General features: G+C 56.9%; 19 protein-coding genes and 2 pseudogenes. 4 read left to right on the plus strand and 17 right to left on the minus strand.

Features of this window, described 5'->3' with window-relative positions; translation table 11 throughout:
* Window positions 1–211: 211 nt before the first annotated feature.
* The 11 genes from AC1DV9_RS12015 to AC1DV9_RS12065 all read right to left on the minus strand — a co-directional run bounded on the left by AC1DV9_RS12015 (window position 212) and on the right by AC1DV9_RS12065 (window position 9,190).
* Window positions 212–421, minus strand: coding sequence for a hypothetical protein (locus AC1DV9_RS12015; protein ID WP_477947996.1), 210 nt, complete (start codon window positions 419–421; stop codon window positions 212–214).
* A gap of 295 nt (window positions 422–716) precedes the next feature.
* Window positions 717–1,058, minus strand: coding sequence for an N-acetyltransferase family protein (locus AC1DV9_RS12020; RefSeq protein WP_477947998.1), 342 nt, complete (start codon window positions 1,056–1,058; stop codon window positions 717–719).
* Window positions 1,059–1,150: 92 nt separating this feature from the next.
* Window positions 1,151–1,333, minus strand: coding sequence for a hypothetical protein (locus tag AC1DV9_RS12025; RefSeq protein WP_477948000.1), 183 nt, complete (start codon window positions 1,331–1,333; stop codon window positions 1,151–1,153).
* An 88-nt stretch (window positions 1,334–1,421) separates the two neighbouring features.
* Window positions 1,422–1,739, minus strand: a complete 318-nt coding sequence (locus tag AC1DV9_RS12030) for a hypothetical protein (protein ID WP_477948002.1) — start codon at window positions 1,737–1,739, stop codon at window positions 1,422–1,424.
* A gap of 153 nt (window positions 1,740–1,892) precedes the next feature.
* Entirely contained in the window at window positions 1,893–2,816 is a 924-nt protein-coding gene (locus AC1DV9_RS12035) for a hypothetical protein (protein WP_477948004.1), read from the minus strand.
* Complete coding sequence (locus tag AC1DV9_RS12040; protein WP_477948006.1) at window positions 2,806–4,281, minus strand: N-6 DNA methylase; 1,476 nt, start codon at window positions 4,279–4,281, stop codon at window positions 2,806–2,808. Before AC1DV9_RS12040 ends, AC1DV9_RS12035 begins: the two co-directional genes overlap by 11 nt.
* A gap of 820 nt (window positions 4,282–5,101) precedes the next feature.
* Window positions 5,102–5,788, minus strand: a complete 687-nt coding sequence (locus tag AC1DV9_RS12045; RefSeq protein WP_477948008.1) for a hypothetical protein — start codon at window positions 5,786–5,788, stop codon at window positions 5,102–5,104.
* 298 nt (window positions 5,789–6,086) lie between these two features.
* Window positions 6,087–6,632 carry a hypothetical protein gene (locus AC1DV9_RS12050; RefSeq protein ID WP_477948010.1) on the minus strand — a complete coding sequence of 182 codons (546 nt, stop codon included), beginning with the start codon at window positions 6,630–6,632 and terminating at the stop codon, window positions 6,087–6,089.
* 29 nt (window positions 6,633–6,661) lie between these two features.
* A complete protein-coding gene (locus AC1DV9_RS12055; protein WP_477948012.1) occupies window positions 6,662–7,240 on the minus strand; it encodes a hypothetical protein in 579 nt (192 codons plus the stop codon).
* 107 nt (window positions 7,241–7,347) lie between these two features.
* Window positions 7,348–7,770, minus strand: a complete 423-nt coding sequence (locus AC1DV9_RS12060; RefSeq protein WP_477948014.1) for a hypothetical protein — start codon at window positions 7,768–7,770, stop codon at window positions 7,348–7,350.
* A gap of 895 nt (window positions 7,771–8,665) precedes the next feature.
* Window positions 8,666–9,190, minus strand: coding sequence for a LysR family transcriptional regulator (locus tag AC1DV9_RS12065; RefSeq protein ID WP_477948016.1), 525 nt, complete (start codon window positions 9,188–9,190; stop codon window positions 8,666–8,668).
* A gap of 288 nt (window positions 9,191–9,478) precedes the next feature.
* Here AC1DV9_RS12065 and AC1DV9_RS12070 point away from each other — a divergent pair, with 288 nt between their 5' ends.
* On the plus strand, window positions 9,479–9,754 hold the full coding sequence (locus AC1DV9_RS12070) for an ArsR/SmtB family transcription factor (protein ID WP_477948564.1): 276 nt from the start codon (window positions 9,479–9,481) through the stop codon (window positions 9,752–9,754).
* 696 nt (window positions 9,755–10,450) lie between these two features.
* On the opposite strand, the gene AC1DV9_RS12075 is transcribed toward AC1DV9_RS12070, so the two are convergent.
* Window positions 10,451–10,576: a hypothetical protein gene (locus AC1DV9_RS12075; protein WP_477948018.1), complete on the minus strand. Its 126-nt coding sequence runs from the start codon at window positions 10,574–10,576 to the stop codon at window positions 10,451–10,453.
* A 69-nt stretch (window positions 10,577–10,645) separates the two neighbouring features.
* Window positions 10,646–10,963 carry a hypothetical protein gene (locus tag AC1DV9_RS12080; protein ID WP_477948020.1) on the minus strand — a complete coding sequence of 106 codons (318 nt, stop codon included), beginning with the start codon at window positions 10,961–10,963 and terminating at the stop codon, window positions 10,646–10,648.
* Between the two features lie 412 nt (window positions 10,964–11,375).
* Between AC1DV9_RS12080 and AC1DV9_RS12085 the strand changes: the two are divergent.
* Window positions 11,376–11,489: pseudogene (locus tag AC1DV9_RS12085) on the plus strand (IS110 family transposase); the annotation flags it as partial.
* A 342-nt stretch (window positions 11,490–11,831) separates the two neighbouring features.
* Here the strand turns inward: AC1DV9_RS12085 and AC1DV9_RS12090 are convergent.
* Window positions 11,832–13,112 carry a type II toxin-antitoxin system HipA family toxin gene (locus tag AC1DV9_RS12090; protein WP_477948022.1) on the minus strand — a complete coding sequence of 427 codons (1,281 nt, stop codon included), beginning with the start codon at window positions 13,110–13,112 and terminating at the stop codon, window positions 11,832–11,834.
* Window positions 13,099–13,440: a helix-turn-helix domain-containing protein gene (locus AC1DV9_RS12095; RefSeq protein WP_162698711.1), complete on the minus strand. Its 342-nt coding sequence runs from the start codon at window positions 13,438–13,440 to the stop codon at window positions 13,099–13,101. Before AC1DV9_RS12095 ends, AC1DV9_RS12090 begins: the two co-directional genes overlap by 14 nt.
* A gap of 341 nt (window positions 13,441–13,781) precedes the next feature.
* Between AC1DV9_RS12095 and AC1DV9_RS12100 the strand changes: the two genes are divergently transcribed.
* Complete coding sequence (locus AC1DV9_RS12100; protein WP_477948023.1) at window positions 13,782–14,003, plus strand: hypothetical protein; 222 nt, start codon at window positions 13,782–13,784, stop codon at window positions 14,001–14,003.
* 388 nt (window positions 14,004–14,391) lie between these two features.
* Here the strand turns inward: AC1DV9_RS12100 and AC1DV9_RS12105 are convergent, their stop codons facing one another.
* Window positions 14,392–14,850, minus strand: a complete 459-nt coding sequence (locus AC1DV9_RS12105) for a 3'-5' exonuclease (RefSeq protein WP_477948025.1) — start codon at window positions 14,848–14,850, stop codon at window positions 14,392–14,394.
* Between the two features lie 241 nt (window positions 14,851–15,091).
* On the opposite strand from AC1DV9_RS12105, the pseudogene AC1DV9_RS12110 reads away from it, so the two are divergent.
* Window positions 15,092–15,241, plus strand: a pseudogene (locus AC1DV9_RS12110) (sulfatase-like hydrolase/transferase); the annotation flags it as partial.
* A gap of 557 nt (window positions 15,242–15,798) precedes the next feature.
* Here AC1DV9_RS12110 and AC1DV9_RS12115 read toward each other — a convergent pair.
* Window positions 15,799–16,698, minus strand: coding sequence for a sugar phosphate isomerase/epimerase family protein (locus AC1DV9_RS12115; RefSeq protein ID WP_477948566.1), 900 nt, complete (start codon window positions 16,696–16,698; stop codon window positions 15,799–15,801).
* Window positions 16,699–16,721 lie beyond the last annotated feature (23 nt).

A 16,721-nucleotide genomic window follows, 5' to 3' on the forward strand; every position in this document is an offset into this window, starting at 1 on the left:
AACGCCATCCGGCGGATGATGTTTAAAAGTCCCATGTGGATCACTCCGTTGCCCCCGCCGCTCGCCGCATTGGGGGAAGGTTCACATGGCTCAATTCTCAATGGAAATTATGCGCCTAACCGGCTCAGTTCTGCGTGGAAACCAACAGCTTCTTCGTAACGGCGGATGTCAGGGCGCCATTCAACTGCCTTTGACGATCGCGTAAATTATTTTACGGAAAACCAGCGACCCAACCGCTGGAGAAAAGCATGCGCTCGGGATCGCCATCGAGGCCCTCAGTGATATCGAAAGGAATTAAGCGCTCGACGACCCCATCGAAGTCATCTATCCGCAATGCGAAATGCAAGCTGTTGCGATCAATCGCCGGCCACTGGCGGGACGTTCCCTCGTGCTCTACCGGGTGCATCTGCAAATCGCGCACCCGAGACGTCCCTCACCGGGAAGTCAGGACGTGGAATATCCGCCGGCCCAAACAAGTCTCAGTAGGATGGTAGCGAAGTTTTGAGATCCGCCGTGATGATCGATGCGTGATGCAGAGCAAGAACGGGATTCTGTCTTCGAACCGCCAGCGCGCAATGCAAGGTCAGGGACCAGAACCATCTAGTGACCAGCACTTGCAGACTGTCGTTTCGGTTGTCCGATACGTTCGAAAACCCATCCGCTCGTAGTACGCCTGTGCAATGTCGTTGCCTATTCCAATAAAGGCCTCGATTTTCTCAAGCCCCCGCTTCGATGGCCGCCTGTCGGGTCGTCTCGAACAGCTCGCGCCCGACACCAGTCCTGGCTGCGTCTGGAGAGACATGCGTGCCGACGATGCCCCATCCAACTGGCGTGTCATAGGGATTATCATCAGTCGCTCGGATCAGCGATTGAAAGCCGAGTAGGTTTCCGTTGTCGTACTCAGCCAGCGAACAGCGGATGCCAGCTGGATTGTCGATATAGTGCTCGCGAACGAATTCGACGTCTGCTCTTGCCGTTCGCTTTCCGGCAGCAACCAGCCGCTTGAGCATTTCACTTACAGGAAGAGCGTCTTCAGGCCCTGCTGTCCGAATCTTCACTGTAACCTCGCTACAAAGCTGTGGTGACCGACCGCCGGCCGTCTCAATTTGGCGGCCGCACCGGGATTGTCGGTCGAGACAGCACGACTACGCTAGAGCTGACGGCCCTGCTCTTGAGCCTGTTGCAGCGCCAGAGCGTGCCGTTCTTGCTTCGCCTCGCGTCTACGCTGTTCCGCTGTCAGGAAAATTTGTGCCGTTTTCGCGAAGCCTTGACGCGGCTCGTGTTTCCGTAAGTTGGAGAAGTCGCTGGGCTGTGATGCCGAATTCTCGGTCATGGGTGTTTCCTCATTGCCGGGAGAGAACGCGCCAAGCAGTGAAAGGATACGGCGTCCGCCTGTTTTTTTCATGCGGATCGTCTTGTCGTCACGATCGGCCTTCCATCGCCTGGATCATCATCATCGTATAGTCATCCATTGCAGGCGGCGGCACGTTGTTTTTGACCGCCTGCTCCGGCAGGATTTTATGCGCGGGATGGCCACCATGCGCGAATTGACGCGCCGACTTCTTTGCTCGGCTTGCCTTCAGGTCGATGCCGTTGTCTTTGTTGCGTGACATCTTTGTCCTCCGTCTGCGACTTGATTCCGTCATGAACGGCAAGGAAGGAAATTCGTTCCGTGCGGAGTGGGCCGCGGAAAGGAAGAGAAATGCGTCTGTCACTCGGCCAAGCTGAATTTCAGGCATTGACCCTACATCCTGTCGATCTTCCCAAAATGAGCGGCTGAATCACTTTCGCCAAATGTCGTCGTAATACATCACAAGTGGCGGGGATCAAGCGGTAGAACCCGATCTTGAAGAAGGTCCGTTACAGACACGGCTTAGCGACGCTGGGCACTGCTACCCAGCTGTTCTGGCGCCGTACATCTGATTGTTGATCTGAATCAAAGCCGGCGAACTGATATCCCACTCGAGCCTACGTGTCACGCGGCTCAGATCTGGCGCGCTGGTAACGAAGCGCTCATCGTAACGGAGATAGAGTGTTTCGAAGAAACCGGTCGTCGCAAGCGGGCTGCTTTCAGGGGGGAAAGGTTCGAAAAGCTTGTTCTTGGTGGGGCCTTCCATTTCGACCAGGCCGAAACCGATTGCTTCATAGCGGCTGACATCGTCACGGATCCCACGGCGCCCGACGAGCTCGCGCAGCGCATTGTGGAAGCGGACGATCCCGGCGACCGGCTCGCCGCCGATTGCAATCGCAATGTCGTTGGCCGCCAGGGCCTTCGCGGGGGCAGTCTCATTGCTGACGTCGTCAACAGCTTCGGCAGCGATATCGAGCGCGCGTTCCGTCTGTCGGTTTGCCCGCAGCAGAACGAGATAGCCGAGGACGAGAGCCGGATAGGTGATATGCAGGTTGGTGCATTCGCCGATCGTCTCTTCCATGCGATTGGTCAGGTTACGGAACGCGCCGGTTACGCCCTTGCATGACACAGCCAGCACCGGGCCGATCCCTTCTCTGGTCACGACGACATCGACGTTCTTGGTTTTCAGGCCGCCAAGCACCGTCCGTTCGCCGCCGCCGGCGACGGATGGATCGTAGTGGAGAATAGGCGCGCGGCCAGATTTGCGCTCTACCCGAAATGGCGGCCGCGGCGTGATGTCGACTGGATCGAAGCCTCCCTCGATCACCAGCCGGCAGGCAACATACCAATGCAGAGGCTTGATGTGGCTAGCACTTTGCGTCTTGCCTGAGAATTCCGCGAATTCCCTGAGCGCGTCTGCTTCGGTCGTCCAACGGCAGACATTACCTTCGATTTCAGTCGGCATAGTGTCTCCAGCGCTGAAGCGTCTGGATGGAGTCCAAAATTGCCTCGGCGGACTTCTTGCCTATCAGGCGACCAGCCGCAAAGAGAATGTTGCCGGCTTCACGCGGCTCCAGCTTAAGCATTCCACCCCCAAGCGCGTGGCCTTCGATTTCGCAGCTCAACCGGACAAAGGGCGTCTCCCACGAGGGGAGGAGTTTCGCTGCGAGCTTACGGTCGCGCAGCCTGACAGCGTGGACACTGTTTGTGCAGGTAACACCTGCGTCGTTCTTGACAAGGCTCGCTGCGCGGCCCGACATGTACTGAAGGATGTAATCGGGCTCCTGGACATCGGGAACCGAATACCAGGGGTCCCTCACCCGGCATTTGTAGGCTTGCCGGGCTTCGCGACCAGGATTGCTATTGAGATAGCGCCTGACTGTGGCCGGCACTTCCTGTCCGCGGCTGATCTTAAGCAGCAGCATTGCCTGGTCATTGGCCTGCCAGTCCGTCACCGTAGACTGGGTGATAGCGTCTTTCGGGAGCGAGCGCGCGTTTCGCACCGAGGGCTTCAGAAACTGTGATGGGATCCCGAGTTTCTCAGCCAGGGACGGTTTCAGGTGGAAGAAATCGTTGTCGCCGCTGACATAGCCAATCCCAACGGCTGCGAATTCCGAAAACCGACGGCTGTCCGGGTCCGCCGCGGCTGCCTGATAAATCCCTCTTACCTCTTCCGAAATCAGGTACGGCCGCAATCTGCTATTCCAGATAGAACGCCACTCTCCGACGTCGACAAAGGTTGTCGCCGCGGGCGGTTGTGCGGCCGGTCTGTATTGATCTACGACTGACAGCTCGATGCGATCGGTCTTTTCGCCGAAGCCATCGGCATAGAGAAGCCAGCAATCTTCGGACAGTTGCGGGAACAGCTTCTGGCGAACGGCGACGATTTTCACCTGCCGGAACGAGGCGACGAGATACTCGATCAGCGGCGCAGCATAAGGAGCGTGGCCGATCTCGGCCGGCACGACAAAAGCCAGGCGGCCGCCGGCCTTCAAAAGCGTAGCTGTCGACACCAAGAACGGCGCCCATGATGATGTCAGGCCGCTGAAGCGTGCACCATGGGATGAGCAATGGGCGAGAGCGCGTTTGCGCATGTCGCCCTTGAAGGTCTGGTAGCGGATGAATGGCGGATTGCCGGCTGCACACTCGAAGCGTTCCGACGTCTCCGCCGCCCAGGTGAAGAAATCGCCCTCGTGCACGAGCGACCAGGGAGCGCGGTCCATGGCAGAGCGCGCTGATACGAAGTCCTGCTCGATGCCGACGGAATTGCGGTGGTGGACAAGGAAGTTGCCATCGCCGCAGGATGGATCAAGCAGCCGATCGTCGTCATGACGCAGCGCCCAACGCACGAGGGCGGCCGCAATATCATCCGGCGTGAAATACGCGCCCGATTGCTTCTGCGACGGTCGAATCGATTGTCCTGTGTCCATGGCGCCACCTTAGGGAAATGGGAGTGCTTTTCAAACATAGCCTGGCGGGAGTTTCAAGAACATAAATAGAACGAGCGTGGCTTAGCCTCGAAGCTTTTTTCGCTTGAAGGTGGCCGGTATGGAATGGGGACGAACTCGCGAATCGTCCTTTCGACAGATTTCATCGAGACTAAAGCGTCAGCCGTCAAAGACATATAGGAGCAATCCGGCACCCTTGGACAGGAAAGGTCGATCTATACTCAGGCAAATCGAAGAACGAGATTAACGGTGAGGCCGCCTTGCTCGAACCGATAAAGGTCAGGAAAGACCACCGATTGATCCAACCCAGCGCCACCGTCAAACAAGCAAACCGCGAGAGCTCTGTTCAATGATGCGTAGCCCCAGATCGGGTGATTGGACCGTCCATAGGCGTAGTTTCAGCGCCAGACCCTGGAGCTAACAAGACCCGATAACGAGGACTGGCTGCACCCGCGCGCAAGCGGCCCGCAAAGCCTCGACCAGCAATCCTGGATACGTTGCCGTCGCTGCTATGGCAATGCTTGTGCGGACAATTGAACAAGCTCTCATCTCGTCGAGGCATGTGCCATGATCACGCGTCACAGTAGCTCTGTCTCAACCTATCGAACGAACCTCGCGTGATAGCTGGCGTCCTCTATCATGAGCACGTCAAAATCGTTTCCTAACTCGGGCCACAGGCCATGGAAATCAATTCTCAGAGTTGGCGCTGTTTTGCGGCCAACTGAAGAGGATTCGCCGGCAGATGAACACTTGCAGCCTGCCAAGATGGCGCCTTGCAACGTTACACAGGAATGTCGTTTCTCTAGCCGCCGACACCCGGCGTCCAGCCCTCTCCGCCTGTCTTGGGGAAGAGCTCCGTCACATTGGAACCGTTGGCCGGAAGGGGGCCGGAAATTGGTTTAGCTCGCGATCGCCGTTCGCCGGCCGCCTGCACGACCGATGCCAACCCCTCGCGCTGCTGATAATAGTCAGGCTTCTCCGGAAGATGGAGTTCAAATTCGGCGCACATCCGCTCGATAAGGTCCATCGCCTTTGCGGCTAAAACCGCATATCCTTCCTGGCGACGTTCAAAGAAGCTGTCGAAACCGGGGCTCGAGAGATCGAGACTGTCCAGCGCATTCCCAAGGTTGGCGACGCGGTTAGAAAGCCACAGGGTCTCGTTGAAAAACTCTTCTCCGAGCAACATGATATCTTGAGCCGACGGCAGAACAAGAATGGGGTCGGGAGTGTGAAAGACGAATTCACCCTCGTTGACCGGGTTAAACTCCGGCTCGTCGTTGGCTGCGGCGTAAGCGGCGCCAACGAAATCGTCCAAAGCAAGGACGGTTAGCATCGCGGACCTGCGGGCGGCCGCCTTCTCGACGCGTCTGCGCCCTCCACTCGCCCATCGTAACGCGCTCGGCACGATCGAACCGGCCGCAAAACCGACCGCTCCGATGATTGCGCCGATCACCATGATGCCCTGCGTTGTCTCGAAAAACTGCGTCAACACCCACCTCGTAAAGTTCGAGAAGTGACTTGCATCGGTCGCACGCAGCACGGAATCACGACCGGCTTCTGCAGTGTGCCTCGCTTGGGAGCGATTGGAAATGCTTCTCTTAAAATGCGACCCGACCGGACAGCTTTCAAGGGCCGGGCCGCCATCAAATATGACAGAATGAGCGGGCCGCGAGGCCATTCATCCCACAGCGGTGCCGACCTGTCAGCGCGCAATTGCCGGCTGAGACGACAGAGAAGGCCGCTTTTCACGCACATCCGCCAATCGACCTTAGAATATCAAGCGAATTTCAGGTGTTGAACCGCGCAAGCCTTCCCCGAAGCTCTGCGTTTTCCGTAATCAGCCGCGCATGCAGCATCTGCCGCAGGCGATAGTTCTCTGCTTCGAGTTCGGAAAGTTCGTCCGCACGCAGGACGGCAACCTGTTTTGCTCGTCGCTGCCGGACCGGCGATCGCGAAACATGTTCTGGCTTGCCGGGCTGTCTAGCGGCAGCAACGGTATGGACAACCTCATCCAGGCCGGCACTATCGGTTTGAGCGGTGCCATGCACTAAAGCCTCACGCTGTGTCTCTCGTGCCTCTGCTTCAGCTGGTAAACTCAATGCTTGCTCTGCATTGCCTTCCGAAGACACGGACCTGTCGCGATGATCGGATGGAACCGCTTGGGGCAAGGTCTTGGCTGAAATAGCAGGCGCCTGCTCCTCGCCCCTGTCCGCTTCAGTTTCGCGCGTCAGCGCCTCAAGAGCAGTGCCGCTCCAGATGGAGGCTTTTGTGCCACGGGTTCGGCGGCGCGATTGCCTAACTTCGACAACGAAGGCTCGCTGTTGTCTTCTCATGTCATTCCTATGTCACGTGTTCGGGTCCATCAGCCGCGTGTAAAACGCGCATGCATCGCCTTAAGCTGTTCGTTCTGCGCGCGCAACTTGCCAGCCAACTGGCGCCTCAATTGCCTGATCTCGTCATCCAGCTCGGCAGCTTCGGAACTCAAAGCCGGTTCAGCTTTTAACGGTTCAACGCCAGACCGTAATTTGGACCGCTTCGCTGGCGGGGAAACCGGCGGCATGGTCGATTTGTCTGCAGGCGGCGCGCCCGTTTCGGCGGTATTGGCTTGCGGCTGTTGAGCCCTTCCGCCTGCCGCACGAGCCTTTTGCTTTGGCTGCCTGACCGGGGGCGGCGGCGTTGTCTCGCCAGCGATTACTGCCAATGGCGTCTTGCCAGTCTCTGTCCCATCACTAACAGCTGGCGCATTACCCGCAGAACGATCCTCGTCCATGCTGCTGTTGGTCGAGAGGGGCTGAAGGTCGACCAGGGTCTGTGGCGACGCAGGAACCTGCACCGTCTTGTCGGCAGGATCCTCATGCAGGACGGGATCCTCTTCGCCGCTCTCCCTGTTCGCATCGCGGCGCGATATGAATTGGCCCAGAAGTTTCCATGGTGATTTCATGTAATATACCCCGAACACATTGCAGCCGGGGCCGCGGCGCGAACCCGGTTGCCAGACCTGAGGGATCTAGGATCGGCGGCAGCCTGAGCAACCGCCGTCGCTGGTAATTACTTAACGCCGAGCTTCTTGCGAAGGTCGACATTTTCGGCGCGGAGCTTGTCACCGAGCTGCTTGCGCAGGCGCTTGTTCTCGTCTTCGAGCTTCAGGAGTTCGGTCATCTCATCGGCGGCGGAAGAAATCGCGACCGTCGCAGCAGTCTGGGCCGCAGCGCGCTTGCGCCCATCAACCTTTGGACCCTCCACCTTGGCCTTGCTTCTACGACGTACCACAGGCTGGGCATCTGGCTTGGTCTCGTCAGCCTTTACGGCGGCGCTCTTGCGCCCTCTTCCGGTCGTGGCAGCTGCGACAGGAGCAGTAGTGGGCGCAACCTTAGGCGTACGGGGAGCACGTTTCTTCTTTTCAGGAGCAGATGCAATCGGAGCAACAGCCGCCGTGTCGGCAGCAGGGTTCTGGGTAATTTCGTCGGCCATCGGTTTTCTCCCTTTAAAGGCGAAGATGTTGTCGGATGTCCAACGCGCAGAGTCAATCGAGCCGCTTGGACGGCATAATGACTAGCAAGCGAATCTTGTCCGGAGGCGACCTCGTTCCTTCCGGTCTCTTTCACAGCGGACGCATCGATCGGCCGGTTGCGCACGGTCAGGTGAAAATGTCGATGGCGCACGATTATGTCTGGCAAGGAGGCGCACCTGAACCTAGCGTCTGAAAAGAGGAGCTGACAAACTACTCAGGCCGGCATTGCGCTTTGAGACACGCATCAAATGCGGAGCCCGCCGCGCGTCAAGCGGGGGTCAGCGGGCTCCTGCCGCGGGGCGGCGACGCAACTTGGAACGCGCAGCTGAGTCGATCCAGGCGCGGCATTCTCCGCTCCACAAGCATTCCGCAATAGGTTTAAATTCGGGTGAAAGCCGTGCCGTTTTGAGACACCTCTCTTGTACGGGCGTAAGGACACAATACGCCATGTCATCTTGGTGTGAATGCGGGCCGGTATGGTTTCGCGCGATAATCCGGCCTTTTACCCCAATATGAGGCAATAGATCGGGAGAAAACTATTGTATCGAAACGGGTCATGCGCGCCGGGCTCTACCAAGTCGTCCATTCGATCTTCGCCGTTACCGTCACGGCGGTATTCCTGGCATCGATATCGCGCCATTCGTCTCGGCAGGGTTCGTGGTGGTTGCTGTCGTATACGGGGGATGGTCGATCTGGCATCTGGTGCCACTTTGCCATCTTTCCCTGATTGCAGGAGCGATCTACTTGGTCGGACCCGCATTCCGCAAACCGCGCTTCTCCCTGACGTGATATCAGACACCTCGCCATACTGGCTGCGTCCTAGCGTTTACCTTGAAGCTTAATATCAACAGCGGGTTATCGTCCGGGTTGGCTACCGGACCGAGGACGTCTTGCGCAAACGCCGCATGACGATGCTGGATTGCGTTTCACGCGTGCGGCTCGAACGGATTTCAAGATCGATCCCCTCACCGACAAGATCACTATTGTGCTCAGTTCCGACCACCTGAACGGAAACATCCGTATAGCGCTTGAGAAAATTTTAAACCGTCCGGGTGACGACGAGCTCGAAGAATGGCGTCGGACATCCAGCCGGGCAAGCCCCTGCGGCCGCTCCTGCGCGCTGATGACTGCATTTCTCGCGTCCTCGGCGGCCTGCAGGATCGCGACGCAGCGTTCATAGAAAGCTCTTCCGATCTCCGTTACGCGAAAATTGCGCGTTGAGCGCTCTATCAGCCGCGCGCTCAACTCATCCTCAAGTTTCTGGATGCGAATACTGAGTTTCGATCTTGCAATGCCAAGGCTGCGGCTGGCTGCCGAATAACCGCCATGGGCGACGACAGCGGTGAAGTATCGACGGTCATTCAGTTCGGTGACCGACATTGCTGTCTCCATTTCGACGCACCGGTGCGGGTTCTCGTCCACGCCAGCGTTGCGCCAAGCTTCAAGATGTTCAGCTCATCAACGTCAAGCCCAAATGCTTGGCATCATTAAGCGAATACCTCTCAGCACGAACCGCGGACCAAAACAATGATCTTTGGGTTGCTTCCGTTTTTGCGGCCGGCAGATTAACGCTAGCCGTAATTGCGGTACATCACCTTACGGAAGGCGTACAGTTTGAGCGACGAACACGAGAGATTGGCTGAAAAGAAAGCCGCCCTTCTTTCAGCTATGGCCAATCCCAACCGGCTAAAGATCTTGCGGGCGTTGTCGAGGGGCGAAACATCCGTGGGCAATCTTGAGCAGTATGTTGAGCTTTCGCAATCAGCGCTCTCCCAGCACCTCTCCAAGCTTCGGCACGACAAATTGGTCTCCACGAGACGGAGCGCCCAGACCATTTACTACGCAACACGCGATCCTCGCGTTCTCAAGATGCTGTCGGTTCTGGAAGAGATTTTCGTCCAGAACCAACGGGGCGGCAGACACGCGCAATCGTCCGGCAAATGACCAACACTTGCAATCTCGCAGATTGTATTTCTCGTTCGCAACACGTTCTTGAGTTGTTCACATTTGTCACTCCCTATATTCTTGCTTGCTAATTTTCGTTGCGGCAGCCGATGACAGGGATGTCCGTGAGAGGCCTTGGCGAATTCGCTTGAGACTGATGCGGGGGGCTGCCATCCGGGGCAAGATGCTGTGCCAAGACCGTCGCGCTTGATATGAAACCATCCTGGGTCAAAATCTCGCATCGCCGATTGAAACGTTGCTGGGAGCGTTCAGCACTTCAACCAGAGATTGGCGAAGGCGAATTCTCTGGTTGTTCGGCAGATCCGCGAATGTTGAAAGACTATTCGATATGCAGGAAGCGGCGGCTCCGGGGACCTTCACCCCGCCCAACGCGAAAGCGGCGGCGGGCATCGGGCGGGGTGAGCAACGTCAACGCAACATGCCGTAACGAGGACCGTTCAACGAGCCTATCGTCACCGCATCCTGTTAAATCGGGTTAAGCCTTCATCGATGATCAAGGTAGCGGGATCAGGACGTGCAGATTAAAAGCACAGCGGCGGGAAACGAATCGTCCATCGATCGCATGCCGATGACCGCTTTGAAATTGCTATACCGGGTATTGCTGACGCTATCGATCGGCATCGACCGTGACCCTCTTGGCAGTAGATCGAGCTAAACAACAACCAAAGGCGCCATTTAGGGATCGGCTTTGCCGGAGCCACCGTTCGGTCCCGCAACCGCATGTTCGAGCAACTTCAGCAACCCTGCAATAATCAGGACGACAGCAAATGCAATTGGTAATCCGACAGTCAGCATGAACATGGACGCTCCCCCACCGCTTATCTTGTCAGTTTTGCCGTGCCTGACGAGAACACAACCGGGCCATACGACTTAAGCCGAATTGGCTGCCTGTAACCGCTTCTCGCTATGATCGCCGTTATCCCCCTGATAGCCAAGATGTGCTGCACCGAATTTTGCGCGATTGTGACGTCGTAGCATGCAGGAGGAAACATGACGATTTTGCGTTTGGCATTCTGTTTGATCGGTGCGTCTTTTGTGGTTGCCGCTGGCCTGATCCACTATGCGCTTTCTCACCCCGCTACCGTTGGCATAGCCGAGATCGATACGGTTTGTTGCACACATGTCCAGCAGCAACTGTTCATATTGTTCACCTTGCTTTGCACAGCAACGCCAGGAGCGGGCTGTCATTGTCTGGGCAAGCCACCTGTGGGAATGGCACGAGGTGTAGGGCCGGGTAATCCCACCGTAGAATTGCCGTGAGTTCGATAGCATGCTTACTTAATTTCTGGCAGCACCGCAGCCGCCGGTCTCGCCCCAGGGCAGGCCTAGGACCCGCCGCGAAACCCTCACGGTGGGTCTTTTGCATGGGAATGCACTCCCGCCGGGCCTACCTCGTAGCTAAGTGCACCGATCTATCCCCAACAACTGCCGTATTCATTGGGCGACAGCGGAGGCCGCAGGGCGCTCCTTGTACGCGCCGCAGCGACATTACCTGCACATTCGCCATGGGCACCAGCTGGAGGCGCTCCATTTCGTAGCGGACTGGAACTTCGCCGCACCGCGTTCGCGCAAAGGAAGCGGACGCTCGCGTCAGCCCGGCCTGCACCGCAACGTCGTAATCGTGGCGATGGCAAACAAGCTCGCCCGCATTGCCTGGGCCGTCTTGCGAAAGGAACGTCCATTCGATCGCGCGTGCGGCGCCATCACAGCGTAAGAAGATTGGCTGCGTTTATCTGCAGCCCATGATGTTTGCGAGAAGGACCATAGATGGCCTGACAGTTGACCGGCGTACGGAAAGCCCAGCAGTGCAAATGGCTTGAAGCCGTGTTGATTATTGAGGCTCCGGACGTGCGGATATCCATCTTGGCCACTGCATGACCGTGAGACCGAATACGTTGAAGCAGACTGTTCAGGGTTCTAAAAATTCTACTTGCAAAAAGGGCGGGCCATGCGTTTGCGCTGAAAGCTGACCCGGGATTTGCACTGAGAAGTCTGCCGCAGTCCGGCGTCAGCTTTCAGCGCAAATCATCTCCTCGTCTGATCAGCGAGGTTTTAGCTACGCTGAAACAACTTCTCGCACGAGGGAGAGGGTGGACAAGCGAGAAAGAAGTTTGCCCTTCATTTCAGAGGGTAAGGGCGCTTCGTCGATTATCGGTGGCCAAGAGTGAACCGCTTTTCGAACGGTATCGATGACTTGATCAATTATCACCTTTGGTGCGACCTTGAGCGCACCCGCCGCCCGCTCGAACCTGCGTAATCCGACTAGATTTGGATCTTTCGTCCCTCCAAATTCCAGGGCCATCTTCGCATCACCATAAAGGAATGTCGGCACTATATCATAGGCGGGCGTCAGAGTTATTTCTCCGCTCCGGGGATACAAGAATGACCAGTTTTTCAAGTGAGCGTCGCCGTTTCCAAGCAGCAAATTGACCACGATACGCCGTACGCTCTCTAGAAGCTCACCCCTGCCGTCGTAGCAAAACCGCTGAACGATGTTCATGACGGTTGCCTCATTGGCCTTGGTGTATTTCTGATCCCCCATCGCGCCGACAATCTGGGCAAAGTCTTCGGACTGTATTCGTTGGCCCTCTGGTCCCCGGTCAAATCTCTCGAGGGAAAGGGAGTGCTGGCCTTTTAACAGATACTCGGCAGGGATTCCGTCTATCTTCTCCTGTGCAATCAAATCCGCGTTCGCGACGCGCACGCCGACGGCTGCAGCAAGTTTAAGCGCGGTCCACTCCGCTTCTGGAAGAAATGCGTGCTGGGGAGATGGGGTCTTGAGTATGAGATGGCCGTCTCCGGATTTCGCAGGGATTGTCAACGCAGCCCGATTTGTCGCTGAGAATTTCAGCTGCACACCTGCAAGAGAGAATCTGATCTCTTCAGAAGGAGCAGGTTTGGTCGCCGGTTGCTTGTCTACTCGCGCCGCAAGCGCTGGACTGCCTGCCTCCAGGCGAGCAATCAGCGCGCCGGGCAAGTCCTCGCCTAGTTTTGCCAACACATCGAAATTGTCAAACGCTCCAGCACCGAATTCCTTCTCGACGAGCTCCCGGAGCGCACCTTCTGGCAGAAGGTTTTGAAAGAAGGAAGGTAACGAGCCACCAAACATTACCTTATCTCCCGTCGCCCTCAAGCGAGCGACGGTTTCTTCCTCATTTGCACCTCGCCATGAGACACTGACAAGCGGACGCTCCTTGCCAAGAGCGATGTAACCATCGTCAACGAAGAATCTAACCGTCCCTGATGGCTCACGCATCAATGATCCAACCCGCAGCTCCTTCCCTGGGGCTACCGCGAACGTGATCCCTATCAACCCGGCCCGGTTAACGATCAGCATCGAGGCCTTCCTCGCCGGTTTCGCTGTCGTCGATGAATACTTCATCGAAAACAGTCGGCAGGTCGTAGGCCGGTGCTATTTGACGGTCACGAATACCAATTATTGCTTGCACATCGGCAAGTCTGTCATTTGGCACGAACATCAGCGTTAGCCCCAATGCTGCTCCAATCTCGTTGAGGAAGTCTACCGTGCTATTGGACTTACCATTTTCGAGCTCGCTGATACGAGCGGGGTTCTTTCCTGTTCTCTGTGCAAGATCGTGGATACGCAGCCCTCGCTTCCTGCGAAAACTCGATACCTGTCTTCCGATTTCAGTCTTGATACTCATTCCATAAGCCGAAAATATCATATAATATTTCTTTTTATCGAAAACTCATGTTTCTGTCAATTTCGATATAGAGAATCTTACGTGATATTTTTCTATAAAACGAAAAAATCTCCGGCTCATCTACCTGCTGCATCTTCGCGCGCCCCGCCCTACCCCTGCGGAGCATCTCTCTGTCAGATCGCCATCTTTAATCGAGCGAGGTCGTCGGACAACACGTTCATACCGGCCGCTTGAGCCGCTTCGACAAACGCCACCTGGATCACGAAGTTCGCATCGAGATCCGAGGCCGCCCATCAGTTCGCCTCCTCCGCGAGCGGCGCGGTCAGTTTCGGAGGCTCGCGGTGAACGACGTCTACTCGAAAGCGTCGCGAGTTCTCGACGGCGAAGAGCTGACGAAGGTCGAGCCAAACCACAGGAAGCGGACGGAGGTGAAGGCGATGATCGCGCTCGTCCAAGAGCAGCGATCACGCCTTGAGAAGTTGAGGCAGGAACAGGAGGACTACTCTGCCGCCTTGGACGAGGCGTGGGAGGCGGATCATTTTCCGGACGGCGTCTCGGCCTAGAGGCTGGGCCCCGAAGACGGCTCGATCCTCGACAGGTCAACCTGGCTTTGCATTGTTGATACCGCGCCGTGGCAGCTCATTTATTACAGCAAACTGCCTTGGCTCGGCTCGCTATCGACGTCAGCTACCGATGCTGCTCCTCGCCTAACCATCTCGGTTTCGGCGGTAAACCGGACCTCTCGATCACGATCCATCAAGAACTGCTCGACGACCTTAGAGTCTATCAAATCCCAAGACTTACCGCGGTCAGGTCCGGATGGCACCCGGGGCAGAAGTCCCGGCTCAGCACTCCACGCGAGCAGCCGTTCAATTGACGACACGTTGAGCATGTCGCGAAGATGGTGCGCGGTGACGTAGGCGTCCGGCATAGCCCGATGAGCTGGAAGTCCTAGCTGGTGGATAAGGCCTCAGGCATTCGCTGGTAGCGAAGCATCTGGTTCGAAAATCGTTGCAGATGCGGCCATAACCTCATCGCGCATTTCCACGTGCATATCCATTGCGCGCCGCCCGTCAGGCGTGGGGTGCAGTAACGCTGCTCGAAACTGGCGCGGTGGGCAGCCAACGCGACAACCGGTCGGGTGGGCTGAAGCACCGAAGTTGCGACTTCCTTCCATAGAGGCGCTCCCGCCACATCGCTATCACGGATATGGTGGACGGCCATCGTTTCGGCGGAAATCGGACGGCCTGGATTGACCAGGAGCGAACCGCGCTCGAGATCGAGCTGCCAGCGACCGTCGTCGGTTTGTATCACATCCTGCCAGCCGATTTCGCACACGTCATGCGGACCGTTGCCACTAGTCTCGAGGTCGATCACGCGGACAATGGTCTGTTTTGATATCTGGGCCATCCGCCATCCGAAGCACCTGCCGATCACAGCTGTTCTCATCGCACTCGAACGCAATCTTCGAGCGCGGTCGCCGCGTTCCTGAATTGAATTAGGGCCAGGCACGGTTTCCTACAAGTTCGGCTGCTAACCAATGTGGCCGCGCCAGGCATTGATGGCATCGCCGTCCTGAATGACTCGCCAGAAGTTGACGATGACTGACAAATGGTTCGGGATATTACTTCAGAGACTGGATGAAGAAAGCATGTGGGACGACACGGCTTTTATTGTCACCACCGACCATGGGCACGACCTCCGCGAGCGTGGCGGTTATGGCAAGCAGTTTCCGCACTTCGATAGCCACGCCAACATCCCGTTGATGGTCTGGCATCCCCATTTGAAATGCCATGAGGGCAGGATAGAAGCTTTAACGTCGACAGTCGATATCTTCGCTTCGGTCCTGGAGATGGGCGGCGTTACAAGACCAGCCAGGTCACACTTGCGATCATTTGTGCCGCTTCTTGGAGGCGACACTTCAAGCGCACGGGACGCTGTCATCTATGGCACATTCGGACAAGGGGATTTGCTGCGGCGACGACCGCCGTCCCTGCCCTTGCCACGGCGACCGATCCGATGGCTGGCATGGAACGCAAGATCCGCGACGCTGCAAGCATCGGTCCGCGCAGCGTTTACGGGCGACCAGGCCAAGGCCGCGGAAGCTAGCAATCCAGCCGCCGTCGCGATCGCCAAGGCGCAGAACCACGAGCAGCAGATGGAGGTGCTGTTTCCCAAGCAAAGCAGCAGGCTACCGAAGCTGCCCAAACGGCCACGACCGCAGTTTCGGCCGGTGCGGTCCTGGGGTTCATCGCCCTCGCAGTGCCGCATGGATCGGCGGTTCGGTTGGCACCACCCACCTCACCCGCGACGACGACATATACGTCGCCCGTTGCTTGGTCGCAGCCCAATTCGCCGCTATTTCCAGGACAAATGTTTCGCTTTAACCAACTGCGCTTTCAATTTTGCTGTCTCAAGCCCGAGTTGGATGAAGGATCGTGCATGCTTCGAAAGTGCTACATTGTCGTCCCACAGATTTCTCCAGATTGCAGTCTTCAACGAGAGATCTCTATCCACGATGCTGGTTGAAAAGGACTCGAACGTTACGTAGTCGTCCCAACCGATTGCCACGAGCGCATCGAAAATTGCCGGAAAATCGATGTTGCCTGTCCCAAGATACCCGCGATGGCTTTCGCCAATGTGCATATAGCCGATCTTGTCGGCTGCATTACGAATCGCGAGCCCAACGTCGGCTTCCTCAATGTTCATATGGAATGTGTCGAGATGCAGCAGAACATTCGACGCGCCGGTGTCAGCGATGTACGCCAATCCTTGCGCTGCGGTGTTTAGCATATTGCTTTCGAAGCGATTGACGATTTCCAGGTTCAACGTCACCCCGGACCGGCTGGCACGCTCGGCTACACGAGATAACGTCGTCACGCTTGTGTCCCAGCCCCGCTGTGTTAGCGCCTGTTCCTGTTTTCCATGAGCTGCGCTCAGAATCCCGGCGAGCTTGGATCCACCAAGTTCACTTACGAGTGCGACGGCGCGGTCGAGGATTGCTTCGCCGTTTGCGACGACAGACGGCTCTTCGCTGGATATGTCGCCATCAAGTGGAAGCCCCATGCTAACGGCTACGTCAAGGTCTAGTTCTTTGATGCGAGAAGCCAGCCATTTGACATCAGCCTGCTCCGGGTCGAGATACGAGAACTCAACGAGCTTGAAACCCAATTCATGAGAGCGAACGAGCGTCTGCTCCAGCTCGTCTTTAGAGGACCCGGCACTCCAGACAAAAGAATGAACGCCTATTTTAGCCATCGAAACAATTCCTGTTCGTTCAT

This window comes from Rhizobium sp. 01L410 (genome assembly GCF_056400165.1).

Excerpts from the sequence above, each read along its gene's own strand:
- AC1DV9_RS12065 (WP_477948016.1), bottom strand. The coding sequence starts at position 9,190 with ATGTCGGTCACCGAACTGAATGACCGTCGATACTTCACCGCTGTCGTC.
- AC1DV9_RS12115 (WP_477948566.1), bottom strand. The coding sequence starts at position 16,698 with ATGGCTAAAATAGGCGTTCATTCTTTTGTCTGGAGTGCCGGGTCCTCT.
- AC1DV9_RS12035 (WP_477948004.1), bottom strand. The coding sequence starts at position 2,816 with ATGCCGACTGAAATCGAAGGTAATGTCTGCCGTTGGACGACCGAAGCA.
- AC1DV9_RS12080 (WP_477948020.1), bottom strand. The coding sequence starts at position 10,963 with ATGACAGCCCGCTCCTGGCGTTGCTGTGCAAAGCAAGGTGAACAATAT.
- AC1DV9_RS12025 (WP_477948000.1), bottom strand. The coding sequence starts at position 1,333 with ATGACCGAGAATTCGGCATCACAGCCCAGCGACTTCTCCAACTTACGG.
- AC1DV9_RS12030 (WP_477948002.1), bottom strand. The coding sequence starts at position 1,739 with ATGCCTGAAATTCAGCTTGGCCGAGTGACAGACGCATTTCTCTTCCTT.
- AC1DV9_RS12070 (WP_477948564.1), top strand. The coding sequence starts at position 9,479 with ATGGCCAATCCCAACCGGCTAAAGATCTTGCGGGCGTTGTCGAGGGGC.
- AC1DV9_RS12050 (WP_477948010.1), bottom strand. The coding sequence starts at position 6,632 with ATGAGAAGACAACAGCGAGCCTTCGTTGTCGAAGTTAGGCAATCGCGC.
- AC1DV9_RS12105 (WP_477948025.1), bottom strand. The coding sequence starts at position 14,850 with ATGGCCCAGATATCAAAACAGACCATTGTCCGCGTGATCGACCTCGAG.
- AC1DV9_RS12060 (WP_477948014.1), bottom strand. The coding sequence starts at position 7,770 with ATGGCCGACGAAATTACCCAGAACCCTGCTGCCGACACGGCGGCTGTT.
- AC1DV9_RS12040 (WP_477948006.1), bottom strand. The coding sequence starts at position 4,281 with ATGGACACAGGACAATCGATTCGACCGTCGCAGAAGCAATCGGGCGCG.
- AC1DV9_RS12095 (WP_162698711.1), bottom strand. The coding sequence starts at position 13,440 with ATGAGTATCAAGACTGAAATCGGAAGACAGGTATCGAGTTTTCGCAGG.
- AC1DV9_RS12090 (WP_477948022.1), bottom strand. The coding sequence starts at position 13,112 with ATGCTGATCGTTAACCGGGCCGGGTTGATAGGGATCACGTTCGCGGTA.
- AC1DV9_RS12075 (WP_477948018.1), bottom strand. The coding sequence starts at position 10,576 with ATGTTCATGCTGACTGTCGGATTACCAATTGCATTTGCTGTCGTCCTG.
- AC1DV9_RS12055 (WP_477948012.1), bottom strand. The coding sequence starts at position 7,240 with ATGAAATCACCATGGAAACTTCTGGGCCAATTCATATCGCGCCGCGAT.